The sequence below is a fragment of the Flavobacterium zhairuonense genome (assembly GCF_004352915.1).
Taxonomy (GTDB): Bacteria; Bacteroidota; Bacteroidia; order Flavobacteriales; family Flavobacteriaceae; genus Flavobacterium; species Flavobacterium zhairuonense.
In genome coordinates this window covers 262,490-280,455 of record NZ_SJSY01000075.1, presented here as the reverse complement: position 1 = coordinate 280,455, position 17,966 = coordinate 262,490, and the positions used below count along the sequence as shown (strand labels likewise).

Annotated in this window: 13 protein-coding genes and 1 tRNA gene; 3 read left to right on the top strand and 11 right to left on the bottom strand. The window is 34.2% G+C overall.

From position 1 onward, the window contains the following. Nucleotides 1–3: 3 nt before the first annotated feature. The 7 genes from EYY60_RS17835 to EYY60_RS17805 all read right to left on the bottom strand — a co-directional run bounded on the left by EYY60_RS17835 (nt 4) and on the right by EYY60_RS17805 (nt 6,954). Nucleotides 4–408 carry a hypothetical protein gene (locus EYY60_RS17835; protein ID WP_235832356.1) on the bottom strand — a complete coding sequence of 135 codons (405 nt, stop codon included), beginning with the start codon at nt 406–408 and terminating at the stop codon, nt 4–6. Between the two features lie 317 nt (nt 409–725). After that, entirely contained in the window at nt 726–2,825 is a 2,100-nt protein-coding gene (locus EYY60_RS17830; RefSeq protein ID WP_132990651.1) for a peptidylprolyl isomerase, read from the bottom strand. Nucleotides 2,826–2,933: 108 nt separating this feature from the next. After that, nucleotides 2,934–4,193, bottom strand: a complete 1,260-nt coding sequence (locus EYY60_RS17825) for a hemolysin family protein (RefSeq protein WP_132990650.1) — start codon at nt 4,191–4,193, stop codon at nt 2,934–2,936. A gap of 2 nt (nt 4,194–4,195) precedes the next feature. Continuing rightward, complete coding sequence (locus EYY60_RS17820) at nt 4,196–4,390, bottom strand: hypothetical protein (protein WP_132990649.1); 195 nt, start codon at nt 4,388–4,390, stop codon at nt 4,196–4,198. A gap of 5 nt (nt 4,391–4,395) precedes the next feature. After that, nucleotides 4,396–4,947 (bottom strand): LPS export ABC transporter periplasmic protein LptC, encoded by a 552-nt coding sequence (gene lptC / locus EYY60_RS17815; RefSeq protein WP_132990648.1) that lies wholly within the window; start codon nt 4,945–4,947, stop codon nt 4,396–4,398. A 50-nt stretch (nt 4,948–4,997) separates the two neighbouring features. After that, nucleotides 4,998–6,227 (bottom strand): hypothetical protein, encoded by a 1,230-nt coding sequence (locus EYY60_RS17810; protein WP_132990647.1) that lies wholly within the window; start codon nt 6,225–6,227, stop codon nt 4,998–5,000. Further along, the gene (locus tag EYY60_RS17805) at nt 6,220–6,954 is read right to left on the bottom strand and encodes a type III pantothenate kinase (RefSeq protein ID WP_132990646.1); all 735 of its coding nucleotides are present in this window, start codon (nt 6,952–6,954) and stop codon (nt 6,220–6,222) included. The genes EYY60_RS17810 and EYY60_RS17805 overlap by 8 nt, the downstream gene beginning before the upstream one ends. Nucleotides 6,955–7,058: 104 nt before the next feature. On the opposite strand from EYY60_RS17805, the gene EYY60_RS17800 reads away from it, so the two are divergent. The 3 genes from EYY60_RS17800 (at nt 7,059) to EYY60_RS17790 (ending at nt 9,184) form a co-directional block, all read left to right on the top strand. After that, nucleotides 7,059–7,131, top strand: a tRNA-Phe gene (locus EYY60_RS17800). A 317-nt stretch (nt 7,132–7,448) separates the two neighbouring features. Further along, complete coding sequence (locus EYY60_RS17795; RefSeq protein ID WP_132990645.1) at nt 7,449–8,945, top strand: MFS transporter; 1,497 nt, start codon at nt 7,449–7,451, stop codon at nt 8,943–8,945. Nucleotides 8,946–8,959: 14 nt separating this feature from the next. Then, on the top strand, nt 8,960–9,184 hold the full coding sequence (locus EYY60_RS17790; protein WP_132990644.1) for a DUF6814 family protein: 225 nt from the start codon (nt 8,960–8,962) through the stop codon (nt 9,182–9,184). Between the two features lie 142 nt (nt 9,185–9,326). Here EYY60_RS17790 and EYY60_RS17785 read toward each other — a convergent pair whose 3' ends face one another. From EYY60_RS17785 to EYY60_RS17770, 4 genes are read right to left on the bottom strand one after another with little or no spacing between them, the layout of a single operon-like run. After that, a complete protein-coding gene (locus EYY60_RS17785) occupies nt 9,327–12,200 on the bottom strand; it encodes an alpha-amylase family glycosyl hydrolase (protein WP_132990643.1) in 2,874 nt (957 codons plus the stop codon). A gap of 60 nt (nt 12,201–12,260) precedes the next feature. Continuing rightward, a complete protein-coding gene (locus tag EYY60_RS17780; protein ID WP_132990642.1) occupies nt 12,261–13,361 on the bottom strand; it encodes a SusE domain-containing protein in 1,101 nt (366 codons plus the stop codon). A gap of 33 nt (nt 13,362–13,394) precedes the next feature. Continuing rightward, nucleotides 13,395–14,990 (bottom strand): RagB/SusD family nutrient uptake outer membrane protein, encoded by a 1,596-nt coding sequence (locus EYY60_RS17775; protein ID WP_132990641.1) that lies wholly within the window; start codon nt 14,988–14,990, stop codon nt 13,395–13,397. A gap of 17 nt (nt 14,991–15,007) precedes the next feature. Then, nucleotides 15,008–17,950 carry a SusC/RagA family TonB-linked outer membrane protein gene (locus tag EYY60_RS17770; RefSeq protein ID WP_132990640.1) on the bottom strand — a complete coding sequence of 981 codons (2,943 nt, stop codon included), beginning with the start codon at nt 17,948–17,950 and terminating at the stop codon, nt 15,008–15,010. Nucleotides 17,951–17,966 lie beyond the last annotated feature (16 nt).

Sequence of the window (17,966 nt, the reverse complement as noted above, 5' to 3'; positions counted from 1 at the left end):
ATTTCAAGAATTTACTTTTTTATCCTCAGCAGGTTCAGATTGAAGATGACGAACCTTCTGATTTTCTATTTCGTTAGATTCGATTAATGTATTATGAAGACGCTCAGCCATTTTTTCAATACTACTATTGATAGAATCATAGACAAGTTCCATTCGACGGTGTTTTTCTTCTTTTACAGCCTTTAAAACATCCTCAACAAATCCTTTATCATATTTTTCAGCAACCGAATCGCGTGTATTCGTTAACCTGATTACATAATCATTGCTCAATATAGTAACTTTAAAATGTTGTTCCTCATTGCTTAAGTAGTATTTACCACCCAATTCATCAACATTGATGTCAGTGCTGCTTACTTTCAAAAGCTCAATAATTATCCCGTAAATATGATTCTCTATTTTGGAATACACCCTGGGTTTTCTTCTAAAAAGCTTAAATGCAGAAAACATTAACTATCTGATTATTAAAGTACTTATTCATTTTGTCTCACTATTTTTAAATATCGTACGAATAAAATTAATTCTGTTTAAATAAAAATTTTAACAAATTAAATGCAATAATTCTAATAACCAAAATTTTTTAAATTATATTTCTATTATTCCTATATAACTTACAAAAAAACAGGCAATATGGATTACAAATTTGAATATTTCTTTAATTTTCTGAAATAAAAAACCCGAAACATTTAGAATGTTTCGGGCTTATATTTTGGATTTAACTTCTAAAACTAGTAGTTAAATTGTAATCTGTTATCTTCGATTTTAGCATTGCTTTTCAAAGCTGGTAAAACTCTACCTGCGTCAGAAGCACTTTGAGCTTTTAATTTAGCTACATATTCTGCATGATTTGCAATTGCAGGAGCTTTAACTGTGCTTACGTTTTTCACTACATAAACTCCAGTGTTTCCTTCAATTGGAGCAGAAATTTTGTTTGCAGCTAAAGCAAATGCATTTCCAACAACTTTAGGCTCTTGTCCAACTCCACCTGGCAAAACAGGATTTTCCATAGTAACGTTAGTTGCTTGTTGAACTGCTACACCAGCACTCTTAGCTACAGCTTCGATTGTTGAACCAGTTAATTTAGCTTTTAACATTTCAGCTTTTTTCTTGTTTTTCAAGATTGACTCAACATAAGGTCTAGCTAAAGATACAGATACTAAACCAGATTTGTTTTCGCTTTTGTATTGAGCAATTACGTGTCCAATATTAGCTAATTCAAAACGCTTAACATCACCAATGCTAGTTTCTTTGTCAAATGCCCATCTGATAATGTTACGTTGGTTTCCTAGAGGACCAAACGCTTCATCCATAGCTTTAGCAGTTACAGGAGCAGCAATTTTTAATCCTAATTCTTTTGCTGTAGCAGCAAAATCTTTATCAGCCGCTTCCATTTCAAATTTAGTAGCCAATGTAAATACTTTATCAGAAGTAGCTTCAGATGGCTCAATTTTTTGAGCAATTGTAGCTAAACGAATACCGTCTTGCTTGTCAGTAATTTTGATGATATGAAATCCGAATGGAGTTTCAACTAATCCAACTTTACCAATTCCGTTGCTGAATACAAAATCATTGAATGGTTTTACCATTTGGCCTTGACCAAAATATCCTAAATCTCCACCTTGTTGTGCAGATGAATCATCAGAGCTTGTAAAAGCAAGCATCATGAAACTATCTGGGTTAGCTTGAACTTGAGCTAAAATTTCTTCAGCTTTAGCTTTTGCCTCTTCTTTAGTTCTTTTTTCTTTTTGGTTAGGCGTTTGAGATCCTTCGTAACCAATTAAGATATGACTAGCTTTTGCATTAACACCAGCTTTAAATCCTAAAGATTTAGAGATAGCATAATATTTTCCATAAACGTATGGTCCGTAGATTGCTCCAGCAGGCAAGCTGAATAATTTGTCAGCATCAACAGCTGGCAAAGCATTTTTAGGAACATAAGTTGAATCGTAAGGAACATCAGAATTTGAGTTTACAAATTCAGCAATGTTTGTAGCATTTTTAAATCCTGGCACAGTATCGTTTTTACCAGTTTTAGCATTGTACACAACACTTCCGCTCAACAATCCTGTGATTTTAGCTTTAATTTCAGCTTCATCTTCTTTTGAAGCTTTGTCTTCAACTAAAACGTATTGAATTTCACGAGTTTCATCAGCTTTGAATTTCTTCTCGTTTTTCTTCATATATTCTACAATCTCATCATCAGAGATTTTCACTTCGCTATCTTTAATAGAAGAATATAAAGCTGCAGCATAACTAAAGTTTACTTTGTTTGCTTCCATTTCATATTTCAACTTTCCTTCACTAGCAGTTGTGTAAAGTCCAGATTTGATTAATGTGTTGTAGATTTGGAATTTTGCATTCAACTCAGCATCTTTTTCTTTTTGAGAAATGTATTGAGCTGCTTCAGGATTAGTTTTGAAGTATTCTTTGAATTTTACAACATCAAAAATTCCTGCTGCGTTTAAAAACATTGGATTTTTACCAATATTTGGATCTGCTTTTAAAACTTCAATCAAATGTTTTTCACCTACTCTTAATCCTAATTTCTCAAATTGAGCAGATAATAATGCGATTGAAACCTCTTGATCCCAAACTCTGTTTGCAGCTTCAGTGGAAGTAATTCCTTGACCACTTTTTTCAACATTGCTAACTTTAACTCTAAAGTCTTCAAATGAAATATCTTTTCCGTCGATGCTTCCCACATCTTTTGAACTTTGACTAAATGTCCCTCTTGTAAATAGATCTTGTATTATAAATGCTAATAATGCAAGTGCAATAACTCCTATCAATAAAGCGGAACGTTGTCTAATTTTTGCTAAAACTGCCATTTTTATTATCGTTAATTTTATATTCAGTTTGCGAAAATACAATTATCTAGTTAATAACAATACAACTAGCGTTTTATTTTGCACAATTTTTTTAATTATTGAAAAAAATCAGTCTTTTATGGACATTTTCACCAATTCAATTTTCTTATTTGTTGCCTCTTCGATCACAAAATGGTAGTTATCGATTACAATTTCGTCTCCTTTTTGTGGAATTTTCTTAGTCGAGTTGACTATAAAACCTCCTAATGTTCCATATGAATCTTCTTCTGGAATTTCTAGTTTATAGGCTTCATTTAAATACTCTACATCCAATCGGGCAGAAAACAAATACTTTCCGTCTCCCAATTCCTGTTCAATCAGCTCTTCATCAAGATCATGCTCGTCTTCAATTTCACCAAAAAGTTCTTCGACAATATCTTCTATTGTAATAATTCCAGATGTTCCTCCGTATTCATCAAGAACAACTGCAACATTTTTTCTTTTTTTTATAAGAAGATTCAAAGCGTCTTTTATCAAAATGGTTTCCGGAACAAATTCAACTGTCATTAAAACAGATTTTATTGTGGACGGTTTTTTGAACAAATCAAAAGAATGCACATAACCTACAATATCATCAAGCGAATTTTGACTTACAATTATTTTTGAATAACCTGTTTCTATAAAAAGCGCTTTTAGATCTGAAACACTATCAAACAAATCAATATCGACAATTTCTGTGCGAGGCGTCATGATATCGCGTGCTTTTACACCCGAAAATTCTAATGCATTTTGAAAAATCTGAATTTCAGAATCTACTTCTTCATCATCTTCAACTGCATTCATTTGCTCCGTGATATAATTCCCTAATTCAACCTTACTAAAGTACAATTGCACCTGATCGCCTTCGGTCTTAAAAAATTTCTTTAAGACAAAATCGGAGATCCAAATGAAAAAAGTTGAGACGTAATAAAATAGCTTATAAAAAAGATAAGCCGGAAAAGCAAAAAACTTGACTAATGAATTGGCGTAGATTTGAAAGAACACTTTCGGAAGAAATTCTGCCGTTATCAAAACAATGAAAGTCGAAAGCGCAGTTTGAATCAACAGACTTGTCAAATCTGAAAAATGAAATCCCAAGCTCACCATACATTCGAGAATTAAATCCCCCATGTAAAAGCCATAAATAACTAATGCTACATTATTGCCAATAAGCATTGCGGCAATAAATTTTGATGGATTTTGAGTAAGCCTTGTTAGGATTTTTGATAAAAAATTATCTTGTTTTTTCTCAATTTCAAGATAAATTTTATTGGAGGAAATAAACGCGATTTCCATTCCCGAAAAAAAAGCAGATAGTATTAAACACAATATTATAATACTAATCTCCATTTTTATTGTTTTTTGTTACGATCGTCAAATTTCTTGACAAATTTTCTTCTAAAGAAAAACATAAACACAGCCATTCCGGCAATTACAAAACTTAAAGCGTAAGACTCATTGCCTTCATTCAATTTTGCAACTCCGTCATATATAAAGTAAACTGCAAATGCAATATAAACGTATTGTGTGTATTTTAAATAACCCATAATTTTTATTCGTTTGATTCAATTTCACCACTTATACGTTGCGAATTGATCATTTTAAAATCTTTACTAAAATCTATTCCCTGACCTGTCGATACTCCTTTGGCATCTGTAAGCTTAAATTTTCGCTCGGTATAAAACCATTCGTTTTTTTGATCGAAATAAAGCTGTTCGGTCTCCAACATTTGCCCCGTTTCCGAAGTTATTTTTACATTTCCTTGCAAATCAATAATTCCAGTTTCTTTATATGAAACTGCGTAATTTGATTTAATAAAAGTACGTTTTTGTTTTTTGTCATATAAAGTAACATCAATTCCTTTTGGGAAATCTGTAAAAGGAAATTCCAGATTTGAATAATCCAACATTTTTGGACTAATCAAAACACCTGTTATACGCCCGGAATCAGTGTATTTTATATTTACCGTATCAGCATCGCTTCCTGGAACAAATTCTGCAAAATTACTTCTTTGCACTTCCTTGAAATTACTTTCGCATCCAAAAAACAGTGTCACAGCAAAAACTGTGACAACGGCTATAGTATATCTTTTTGGTAAATTCATTTGCCAAAAGTAGTAAATTGTAATGAGCTTAGAAAAATATAACTTAGGTATTACTCAATTTTACGCTGTCTAAACCATTTGTCGTTGAAAGAGAAACTTGCACTAAAGTTCAAATAATTCTCTTGAATCAAACCTGCAGAAGTTGTACCTCTTTTTCCAAATTCAATTCCAACGTTTACGTTTGAAAAAGAACCTGTAATAGGGAAACCAGCTCCTAAAGTCATTCCAACATCATTTATTTCTTGATTGTTTATTACCAATCCTGTTTTTTCATATTTCAAACCAGCTCTATAAGTAACTCTGCTGAAATAACTTGTAAATGAAGTATAATTAGGAATATAATAACCTCCAAGTGCATATTTTGAATATTTCTCATATCGAACATCATCGCTCGAATTATAATAATTCTCATATTGTCCGCTACCTTGAAAAGCAAGTGTTGTACCAACAAGCCATTTTCTCGGAATACCAACTCCCGCTCCAAGGGTCATTTTACCTCCAAGTTTTATTTTTGCCTCAACTGGATCAGCAATAATTGGATCTGGATCTGTACTTACAGATATGACCCTTGTATTACTGGCATTTAGCGTACTTGCAAAAGTGTAATTTAAACTAGTAAACAACATCATTTTTTTATCGATCTTGGTTTGATACATTGTCCCAACATTAAAATTTGCACCTGACAAATCAGATTCATTTGTTTCTGTAGTTGTATTTTGCACCCCAGTAATTGCCTCAACACTTGATGTGTTTATTGATCCAAAATTATACTGAACATCTGCTCCAATATTCCAATTTGGTCTAATTTTATAACCTAAACCAAAAAACACTTTATTAACGCCACCTTTTCCTTGGAACTGATTGCTTGTTGCTCCTTCTGTAGCAGTATTATCATTGATGATTTTATATCCAACAGACGATAATGGAACCAAACCAAAAGCTGCTCCAAACTTCCCCATCGGGATTCCTACTGCCAAATAATCAAAAGTCGCTCTTTGCGCTTTTTCTGAATGGTCAGAGTTTTTTAATGTAGCTGTACCAAAACTTCCGCCCACTGTAAATGTAGTTTGTCTTAAACTAGCATAACTTGAAGGGTTATCAACATTCAAGTGAATACTATCCTGCTCTATTGAAACCCCAGCCATAGATCTGTTTTCTAGAGTACCTTTGAATCTTGCATCTCCAATTCCGTAGAAAGAATATGGTGAAGCTGTACCTTGCTGAGCAAATGAAACGAACGAGATAAGTAAACAAGCACTTATTATAATTTTTTTAATCATTGTCGATTTTATATTGAAATGTTTGGTTCAAACTTTCTAAAAGGAAATTTGAATTGGCAAATATGGTATTTTTTAATCGTTTAGCCAAAAAATCTGCATCACCTCCCGTTAAAATTATTATAAAATTTGAAAACTCTGCTCGATATTCATCGATAAAACCGTCGATCTCATAGACGAACCCATTGACAACTCCCGAATGTATGGCTTGTTGAGTCGAGTTTCCTACATAATTTTGTGGCTCTTCAAAAGTCAGCAAAGGCAGTTTGGCGGTGAATTGATGTAAAGATTCATATCGCAATCTAAGTCCGGGCGAAATTGCACCACCCAAATAATTGTCATTTTCGTCGATAAAATCGTAGGTAATGCAAGTTCCCGCGTCGATTACTAATCTGTTTTTTTTAGGAAACTGCAAAGTTGCGCCCGCCGCCAAAATCATTCTATCTATTCCGAGCGTTTTTGGAGTTGCATATTTATTATGAAAAGGAAAAATGTCTTCATGTGTAAAAAAATGAACATTCAGTTGATTTTCGAAAGCCAAAAAAGACTGTTTTTCGACATTTCCGACAGAAGCGACAACCAAATCTGAGCAATTTGGAAATTTTTCTAAAATTTCTTTAATTTTTTTTTCGAGATCGTTTTTCTCAAAAATAAAATTTTCAAACATATTATCTCTCTCAAATACAGCCGCTTTAATTCGTGTATTTCCAACATCAACAGTTAAAATCATACCTATTTTTTTACCATTGCGAAGATACGAATTGATTTTTTTAAAAAAATGTTTTGGATAAACGAAAAATGATTCTATCTTTGCACCCGCATTAAGCACAAGACGGTACCTTAGCTCAGATGGTAGAGCAATGGACTGAAAATCCATGTGTCCCTGGTTCGATCCCTGGAGGTACCACGAAACCCGAATAGCAATATTCGGGTTTTTTGTTTTTAAATACTTTTTGAATATTTAACCGCTAAGAGCGCTAAGATTTACGCAAGGTTCGCAAAGTTTATTATTCTTTGCGAACCTTGCGTTTTTTCTTTGTGCCCTTTGCGGTTAAAATCACATTATTCTTCCACACTTTATAAGCCATATACTACTAAAAAAACAAAAGTCAATAAATAGCTTATTTTTGTTAAAAAAGTATTAAGTGAATAACAAAATATCTTATATATTCGTAAAACTATATTTTTATCATTTAATAATTATTAAGTACACAAAACAGTTTTATGAGCAAAACTTCTACTAAAGGTATTTGGAAAGTTATTTCGGCGTCCTCAATGGGCACCATGATTGAATGGTACGATTTTTATATTTTTGGAAGTTTAGCGGTTGTAATTTCGACCAAATTTTTCCCTAGTGATAATCCAGCTGCAGCATTTTTATCGACTTTGGCAACATTTGCCGCAGGATTTGTAGTAAGACCTTTTGGCGCTTTATTTTTTGGAAGGCTTGGCGATATTATTGGCCGTAAATATACTTTTATGGCGACTTTACTGCTAATGGGAGGCTCAACTTTTTTGATAGGCTGTATTCCTAGTTATGAAACTATTGGCTTTGTCGCTCCTTTATTAGTATTGATTCTGCGTTTGCTTCAAGGGCTTGCATTAGGCGGAGAATATGGCGGTGCGGCAACCTATGTCGCAGAACATGCTCCGGTTGGACAAAAAGGATACTGGACCTCTTGGATTCAGACAACGGCGACTGTAGGTTTATTTATTTCACTAATGGTTATTCTGGCCACAAAAAGTGTGCTTTCTGCAGAAGCTTTTGATACTTGGGGATGGCGTGTTCCATTTTGGGTTTCGATTGTAATGGTAGGCGTTTCATATTTAATTCGAAAAAATATGGATGAATCGCCAGTTTTTGCAAAAGCTAAAAAAGAAGGAACAACAAGTGCGAATCCGCTAAAGGAAAGTTTTGGTAATCGATATAATCTGAAATTTGTTCTATTGGCACTTTTTGGCGCGACAATGGGACAAGGCGTGATTTGGTACACCGGGCAATTCTACGCCATGAGTTTCATGAAAACTGTAATGAATATTGACTCTTCACAAGTTGATGCTCTTTTGGGAATTGCACTATTAATAGGAACACCGTTTTTCATTTTCTTTGGATGGCTTAGCGACAAAGTTGGCAGAAAATATATTATGATGCTTGGAATGTTTCTGGCAATTTTCTTTTATAGGCCTATCTATAGAGCGATGTACAAAACGACAGATGTAAAATACAAGACAGAAATTACTGAAAAAACAACTCAAACTACTGAATTAAATAAAAATAATGACACTTTAATCACTATTTCCAAAACCTATACAGACGGAACTACGTATGTGGAAAAGAAAACTGTTTTTGCCGATAAAAGAGAAGCTCAAAGCAGTTTTACTGTTAAGATAAATTCAGAAAACGAATGGTCATTAATTTTTTGGGTTTTCATTCAGGTTTTATTTGTTACCATGGTTTATGGACCAATTGCCGCATTTTTAGTGGAGATGTTTCCAACTAAAATCAGATATACTTCAATGTCGCTTCCTTATCATGTTGGGAATGGAATTTTTGGAGGATTGCTGCCTGCCGTTTCAACCTATTTTGTATTACATGCTAAAGCCAATAAAAAACCGGAATTTTATCTTGACGGGCTTTGGTACCCAATTATAATTGCTTCGATCTGCTTTGTAATTGGAATGGTTTACATTGACAATAAAAATAAAATAAATCACCTTTAATACCTACATATAATATGAACACAGTTAAGCAAATTTTAGGTGTTTTATGGATTATAGTTTCCATTGCTGCCGCTTATTTCTGCGTGTTTGAATTTGGCTTGCCAAAGTTTTTATCAGACCAGCAGGATGATACGGTATTTGGAATTATAACGCTATTCATTCTAACCCCGTTAATCGTTTTAGGCTTGGGAACTTTTGGCTATTTTTCTTTGATTGGAGAATACAACGAGAAAAAATAACCAAAACTACTTAACGAAAAAGGGCTGTCTAAATAAATAGACAGCCCTTTTAACTACTAAAAAACCAAAATTTAAATACCTATTAAAATTTCAAACCTAAAAGCAAACATTTACTTTTTGGCTAAATTTTAAACTAACGTATTTATTTCTTTATAAATTTCATGATCTGAATTTTATCGTTCTCATCATGTGCTTTTACTACATACAATCCTGTTTTCAGATCGCTTACATTATATTGAAAATCTACATTTCCGTTTGAAGCAAAACTTTTCACCAACTGACCCGTTATTGAATAAACCTGAACTTTAGATACTGCAACGTTTATGGTAAAATAATTTGAAACTGGATTTGGATATAAGTTTACAGCACTTGTCTTTCCGAAATCTGGCAGCGCTAAATTGGCTGTTTTATTTCCATAAATTCTATATTCACCCGGAGCTAAATTTACTGTTGCATTAACGTCAGACACATTGATTGAGGAATTATCCATCAAATTATACCATGTTCCTGTATATTGAAAACCTGTAGCAACGTTTTGTGGAGTAACATCAAAATTGGCCAAAATCAATACATCTTTTAATTGTGTCGCTGCCAAATTACTGTTTGTGATTTTAATATTTACCGTCAGTGTATTTGCGCTTGCCATTGTTGCTGTTCCCAAAAATACAGGTTCAGTCACTTTCATGTTGATCATTTTTGCCCAATCATAATAAATTTTATTACGATTTGTATCACCCAACCAGTTTTCTGCCCATTGAGGCTGTGGTTTTGTATCTAATTTACAATCTCCAGAAATCGTTGCCGAGTTATCATTAACAGTTCCATCGTTGCATGTATAAATTGAATCATCCCAACCTAATTCACCAAAATGCCAAATCATTTTCGGACCAGGAATCAAAAGTGAAACCGCTCCAATTGCAGACATTCTCGACAAAGCTGTATTTAAGTTTTTTACATTATATGTTCCAGAAGTATTTCCGTATTGCACATTTTTATACATCAAACGTTCTTCATCGTGACTTTCGGCATAACCCATCAAACGATTTGCTGTAAAACCACGGCTAGAGCTCATCATTCTAGAAATATTGCTGCTTGAAGAATATCCCATTGACAATTGATTGTATTGATCTGTCATTTTTCCCCACATCATCACTCCTTTGCTAGGCGTTTCAGCAACGCGATAATTTGCCCACTGTTGTTCTTCAGAATCAGATCCTAAATGTTCAAAAATCGTATAATGTGTTGGATCAAGGCTCCAAGAATAATCAGCGTATTTTTTCAAAATATCAACTCTATCTTGCTGATAAGCATTTGTACAAGATTCATCTGAAGCTGTACAAGCTTGAGTAAATCCTTTGGTCAAATCCCAACGGAAACCATCGATTTTGTATTCTTGGATCCATTGCTTCACTACTCGTTCTACATAATATTGCGTTTTTACAGACTGATGATTAAAATCTTCACCTACACTATAAGTATGTTTTGCAACGGTGTTAAAATATGGATTTTCTGAAGTTGGAGATCCAAAACCGTCTCCGTCAGGATCGTTCATCCACATTCTAACCATTGGATTTCTGCCAAAAGCATGATTTAAAGCAACATCTAAAATCACAGCAATTCCATTTTGATGACACAAATCGATAAACTCTTTTAATTTATCTGATGTACCATAATATTTGTCCAAAGCCATATGAAACGAAGTGTTATAACCCCAACTTTCATTGCCTTCAAATTCCATTACCGGCATTAATTCGATAGCATTTATTTTAAGTGTTTTAAAATAATCGATTCTGTCGATCAAAGTCTGATAATTTCTTTTAGCGTCAAAATCACGAACTAAAAGTTCATAGACAACTAATTTATCTTTTTCCGGTTTAGTAAAATTCGTTACTTGCCAATTGTATGGCGTTTGTCCCGTTTTAAGTACTGTAACTTCAAAATTTTGTCCTGTCGGATAAGCTGGCAAATTTGGATAAGAAGCTGCAGGAATTCCTGGATCATCATAAGGCGATAAAACCAAAGTTGAATATGGATCTGCTGTTTTTACCAAAGCCGGAGAATTTGCCAATGGTGTGCTCTCGCCTACCCAATATTGGTACGTATTATTTGCACCCGAAACTAATCCCGTTAATTCCAACCAAAACTTTCCAGAAGAAGGATCTTTTTTCATGGCATAAGCCGTTGTTGGTTGCCAATTGTTGAAACTTCCAGCAACGTAAACAAAATCTTTTAAAGGCGCATCTAAAACTAGAGTTGCTTTTGTTGCGTCTGTGGCATTATAATTTATTCCGTCAACTAAACCTGCTGGCATCGCTTCTGAAACTGTATTCGGATTTACAACAACCGAAAACTTTTTAGAAATTGTTACAGCTCCTTGAACCGCAACTAATTCATAACTCTGATTGCTTGTAAGATTATTTGCTGTATACGAATAACTTGCTGTACTTGCATTAGTATCAATTGTAGTTCCATTTGCTTTTAGCGTATAGCTTGCCACTCCATTTGTATTTGTAGCTGCAATATTAAAATTAGAACCTGACGCTAATATTGTTGTACTATTCTCTACCGGAGAAGTCAAGGTTACTTGAAAAGAACCAACTTCAACCAAGATATCTTGCGATTTTTTGTCTCCAGTTCCATTTTTGGCTTTAATTAAAAAACCTATTTTTCCTATTCCTGTTGTATTGTAATACGTTGTTGGAGTAATAGTTTTGGTATAAGTATCTGTTCCCGCATTGTAAGTAAATTTACTTTCCTCGCTTGAAGATTCCCATGTGCCATTGTTTGGTGTTCCTTTTTGAGTTGTGTCATTAGTATCAAATGCCCAAGCCCACATATATAAAGCATTTCCAGTAACGCCCCATGTACTTTCGTTTATACTGCTTCCGTTTATAGTAATGGTAATAGAAGTAGTTTCCTCAAAAGTAGATGGACTTACCGAATAAGTTACTGTTTGCTGTTGTCCAAATGAAATTGCCGACAACATAAAGAAAAATAATAGTAAAGTTTTTTTCATAATCAATATGGTTATTAAAAAAGGCTATCCGTAGATAGCCTCTTTTTAGGTTTCAACTTATTATTGTTTTACCATTGTATAAGTGTAATTTCTTGGATTACTTAAGTCTAAAGTAATTAAGAATTTTCCAGCAGTAGTACCAATATTTGTTCCTCCTTCTTCTAGAGTACCATTAGCTCCTGTATCTCCAAAGTTAAGATCCCAGTTTCCGTTTGCTCTAAATTTCAAACCATTATCTGGAGCTGATTGAGCTGTTAAAGTTACAGTAACTGTCCATTTTTTAGTAGCAGGATCATATGTCATTGGAGTATCAGTATCCCATCCTCCTGGAGTTGCATTACCAATGATTCCCCAAGTTGTTTTCAATGTAACAATTGATAATTTAGTTGGATCTGTATCAGCTTTAATTCTATAATATCCTGGAGTAGTGATTCCAAGATTTTTAGCAGTTCCTGCTGAACTTAATGTCCCAGCTGTATCACCAGCTCCATAGTTTGTACCTCCCCAACCTGCTTCAGTAGACAATTTGTATCCTTTTCCATCTTGTGTTGGATCTTGTGCAGTAGCGAAATAAACATATCCTTCAAAAGCAGTTTTTCCGTAACCTTCTGCTAATAATATTGGAGCAGAAGAATGTGTCCAATCTGAACCATAACCGCTTGTGCTTTGGTATCCACCAGGAACCCATAATTTTGGAGTTTCAGTAGTGTAAGGAGTTACCACGATTCCAACAACATTTGAATACATAACATTTGTACTCACAGTAGATTTTACTCTTACTTCAAAATCACCTGCAACAAATGGAGTTGCAGCTAAAGCCAAAGCTGCTGTGTTTAATTTGCTAACTGAAACTGAAACTTGATTTTGAGATTTTACAGTTCCTAATTCTTTAGGAGTTTTGAAACTGTTTCCTTTTTTATCCATTTCAACTGCATAAGTGATTTCAACATCTCCGCCGTAATTTGCAGAATTCCATGTGAAACGCTCTGCTTGCGCGTCAGCCGCCTCTGGTTTCAATACATATGCCGCACCACTTTGAGGAGCAGTTAAAACTGGAGAATCAACTCCTTCGATAACAGGTCTATCTTGTACATCTTCAACGCTGCATGATATTGCAACTAGCGCTAATAAAGCGATTAATGATTTTGTTATATTTTTCATTTGTGGTATTTTTTAATTCGTTAGTCAGTTAGTTTAGTATCCAGGATTTTGTTTTAAATTTTGATTTGCTCCTAAAGCTCCCGCAGGAATTGGGAATAAATCTCTGTAAGATTGTGTAGAAGTACCTCCAGCCACATTTCCTTTCCAAGGCCATAAGTATGAACCTCCTGTGAATTTTCCAAAACGGATCAAATCTGTTCTTCTGTGTCCTTCCCAGTAAAGCTCTCTTCCTCTTTCATCCAGGATAAAATTCAAGTTAAGATCAGTTTGAGTAATAATATTTGCTTTTGCTCTTGTTCTTAAAGCATTTACATAAGTCGTTGCAGTTGCCAAGCTTCCGCCTGCACCTCTAACAACGCACTCAGCATACATTAAGTAAGCATCTGCAAGTCTGAAGATTGGAAAATCAGTATCTGCAAAGTTCCCTGCTTTATCTGATCCTTGAACACCATTAACATCAACATTTTTAAATTTCATAATCGCATATCCATCAGTAAAGTTTCCAATGTTTGCAATTTCTTTAGATTGTCCGTTTGTATAGAACTGAGAACGAGTATCTGTAGTAACAGCTGGAAATTTGTCAACAAAAGCCGAAGTTGTTCTGATACCTCCCCAACCTCCGTTAATACCGTATTCAGATGCTACCATGCTTCCACCAACTGGAGCGTGAACTAAGAATGTTGTTCCTCCGTAAGTCTGCGTGTGGATTCCGTCAAAACCAATTGCAAAAATAAATTCTTTCTGCGCACCGTTTTTATCGTTATCAGCTAAGAATAATTGATTGTAGTTATTGTGTAATGTATAACCAGAATTGATTACTTTATCAATTAAAGGAAGCGCTTCAGCATAATGATCTGTACCAATATATACTTTAGCATTCATGTATAATTTAGCGTGCAACATCCAAGCAGCAGCCTGATCAACACGGTAAGCCTCGTTCGTTTTTGGTGTTTTCAAAAGCGGTTCGATAGCTGTAAGTTCCTCATCAATAAACTTGTAAATCTCAGCTCTTGAAGCATACGCTGGATAGTAAAATGTTGTTGGAGAATCTTCAGTTACGATTGATCCTGCTCCAAAAGTATCTACTAAGTGCCAGTATGTAATTGCACGTAAAAAACGAGCTTCTGCACGGTACGCTTTAATATCAGCCAATAATGCCGCATCTGTTATTCCTCTTGATGCTAATTTTGCATCTGTTGTTTGTCTTAAAAACTCGTTACAGTTTACAATTTGAAAAGAAAAACGTGCAAATGTTGCAGCGATAAATGAATCTGCAGATGACCATGTTTGAGAATGGAAATCTTTAATAGTTCCGTCATTCCAAGCAATAACAGCTTCATCAGTTGTTAATTCCTGCATCATCCAAAAACCTCTGATGTATTGACTTGTTCCCTCGTCAATTCCAGAAATATCTGGGCTTCCTGCAGGCCCTTGTTGACCAGTTGTAGCAAATCCTGCGTATAATTTTGATAAATTTTGCTTATATGATGCTGGATCAGAGAAAAGCTCATCGGCACTAACAGAATCTCCGTTGTCCGGTGATTGGTTTAAATCGTCTGTACATGATGAAACTAGCATCGTCATCATAAACAAAGAAATACCTAATAATTTTATTTGTATCTTTTTCATTATTCTTGTTATTTGAATTAGAAGTTAGCGTTTAGTCCTAACATGAAAGTAATTGGTCTTGGGTATATGTTATTATCAATACCATTAGAAATCTCAGGATTTAAACCTTCATATTTCGTAATTGTCAAAACATTTTGTGCTGAAGCAGTTAACTTTAACATTGAAATACCTTTGATCTTTTGATTGAAAGTATATCCAACTGTAACGTTATCCAATTTCACAAAAGATGCATCCTGAACATAGTAATCAGATTTTAATTGGAAATTACTTCCTTGTTTGAAACCTGTTTCTAAAAGATTCTCAACACCATTTGATAAATCATTTTGTCTGATTAAAATGTTATTATATGTACCATTACCAGAATCTACGTTGTTGTACATATAGTTCCCCCAAGAACCTCTCCAGTTCATAGAGAAATCCCAGTTTTTATAATTCAAAGTTGTATAAAACCCGTAAAACACATCAGCTGCTGGTTTATGGAAACGATACATATCGTCTTCATTTACTACACCATCTTTATTACGGTCAATAAAAACACCATCAATTGGTTTTCCAGCCGCATCATAAGCCTGCTCAAATACATAGAATGAATTTGGTGCATAACCTACTTGATTGTTTTGGATTTTATTTCCTGTTCCTCCTGATATATTATCTCCAGCTTCTAGTCCAGGAGTATTATCTTGAGTAGTTGTTAATTTTGTAATTTTTGAATTTTGGAATGTAATATTTCCACCAATTCTCCATTCTAAATTATCTTTTTGAACCGCAACTACTTCACCAGACAACTCAATCCCTTTGTTTTTAAGACTACCAACATTGTAATTGTCATAATTAGAAAATCCGAAGAAAGCAGGATTTTGAGTATACAATAACAAGTCATCTGTAGTTCTTTCATAAACGTCTGCAGTACCTGTAAATCTATTATTGAAAAGAGCAAAATCCAATCCAACGTTAATTGTAGTTGTTTCTTCCCATTTCAGGTTGCTGTTATAAGGTTGTGGTCTATAAGTGGTATAGAACGTATTTCCAATTTGATACTGAGCTGCTGTATTTGAAGCTAAATACAATGGAATAGATGGATAAGCACTTCCAATATTTTGCTGACCAGTAATACCCCATCCTCCTCTTAATTTTAAAGAGTTGATGCTTGCAACATCTTTTAAGAAACTCTCCTCATTCAATTTCCATGCAACAGAAACTGCTGGGAAATTTGACCAACGATATTGTTCTGTAAATCTAGAAGTACCGTCACGTCTTAAAGAAACAGTTGCTAAATATTTATCTGCTACTGTGAAATTAGCTCTACCAAAGAATGACTGTAAATTAATATGTGTTGGAGTGAATAACTCTACTGTATTTACATCATTTTCAAAATTATAGTTTGATTTGTTTTTTTCTTCTCTAAAATCTTGATAAGTATAACCCGCTGTTACATCGATCTGAGTTTTAATATCTTCGAACAATTTGTTGTAGTTCAAATACAAGTCCATTAACTTGTTATTTCTCTTCTCTATATTTACGTAAGAGTTGTTGTATCCAGAACCTTTAAGTCCAAATAAGTAATCTCCATTTGTTCCACCAAAACCTCTACCGCTCATTTGATCGTAACCTAAATTAACTGTAGCTTTTAATTCTGGCAAAAAGTGCATTTTATAATCCAATTGGATATTTCCAATACTTCTATTAAAAGTACCCAAGTTGTTTTGTTGGTTAATCAATGCCAATGGGTTTTTACCCGCTAACTGATTAAACTCTGTTGGAGATGTCATCCATTGGAAATAAGTTCCATCAGCATTTTTTACAGACTGAGTTGGATCAAAACCTACAGCTGCTCCAACTGCTCCTGTATTACTATAGTTACTGTTAATAATAGATGTATTGTTGTTTACTTGAACTTTTAAGTGTTTGTCAAAAAAGTCTCCATTTAACGAAACTCCTAAAGTAGTTCTTTCAAAATTGTCTCTTAACAAAACACCATTTAAGTTAGTATATCCTACAGAAGCTCTATAAGTAACATTATCTTTTCCGCCACTAGCAGAAATATTTTGATCAGTTCCCATAGCGGTTCTGTAAATTTCATCTTGCCAATTTGTATTAGCTTGTCCCATTGCAGCAATTTGAGATGCACTTCCATGAGCATTTACGAAGTCTCTAAATTGTCCGCTTGACAAAGCATCAACTTGCTGTGTTACTTCTGAAACTTGAAAATTACCATTGTAACTTACTTTGATATCACCAGATTTTCCCTTTTTAGTTGTAATAATGATTACACCATTAGAAGCTCTTGAACCATAGATCGCAGTTGCCGAAGCATCTTTTAAAACAGTTTGTGACTCAATATCGTTTGGGTTAATGGTAGACAAAGGGTTTCTTCCTCCTTCTACTCCTCCGCTTGCAACTGGAATACCATCAATTACATATAATGGATCGTTGTTTGCACTAAGGGAAGATCCACTACGGATTCTTACGATTGGATCAGCTCCTGGAGAACCACCTCCGTTAATAATTTGCAAACCTGCAACTCTTCCTTGAATCATTTGATCTGCAGATTGCACCGGTCCTTTATTAAAATCTTTTGCACCTAAAACCGTTACAGCTCCTGTAGCATCTTTTTTCTTAACAGTACCGTAACCTACTTGTACAACAACCTCTTTAAGTTGGTTTGTATCTTCTTCTAGAATGACGTTTACCGTTTTTTGTCCAGAAAAAGTAACAGTACTGCTTACATATCCAATAAATGATACGACAATTTTATCGCCATTTTTTAAATTTGGCAATTGAAATTTTCCATCAAAATCTGTAGAAGTACCTGCTTTCGAGCCTTGTACATTTACATTTACTCCCGGAATCGGCTGCCCAGTTGCCTTATCGACAACAGTTCCATTTAATGTGCTTTGAGCTAACACAGTAAACGGCAGCAGTAGGAATAAAAATAACAACTTTTTGTAAATTGTTTTCATACTTTTTGTTTAAATT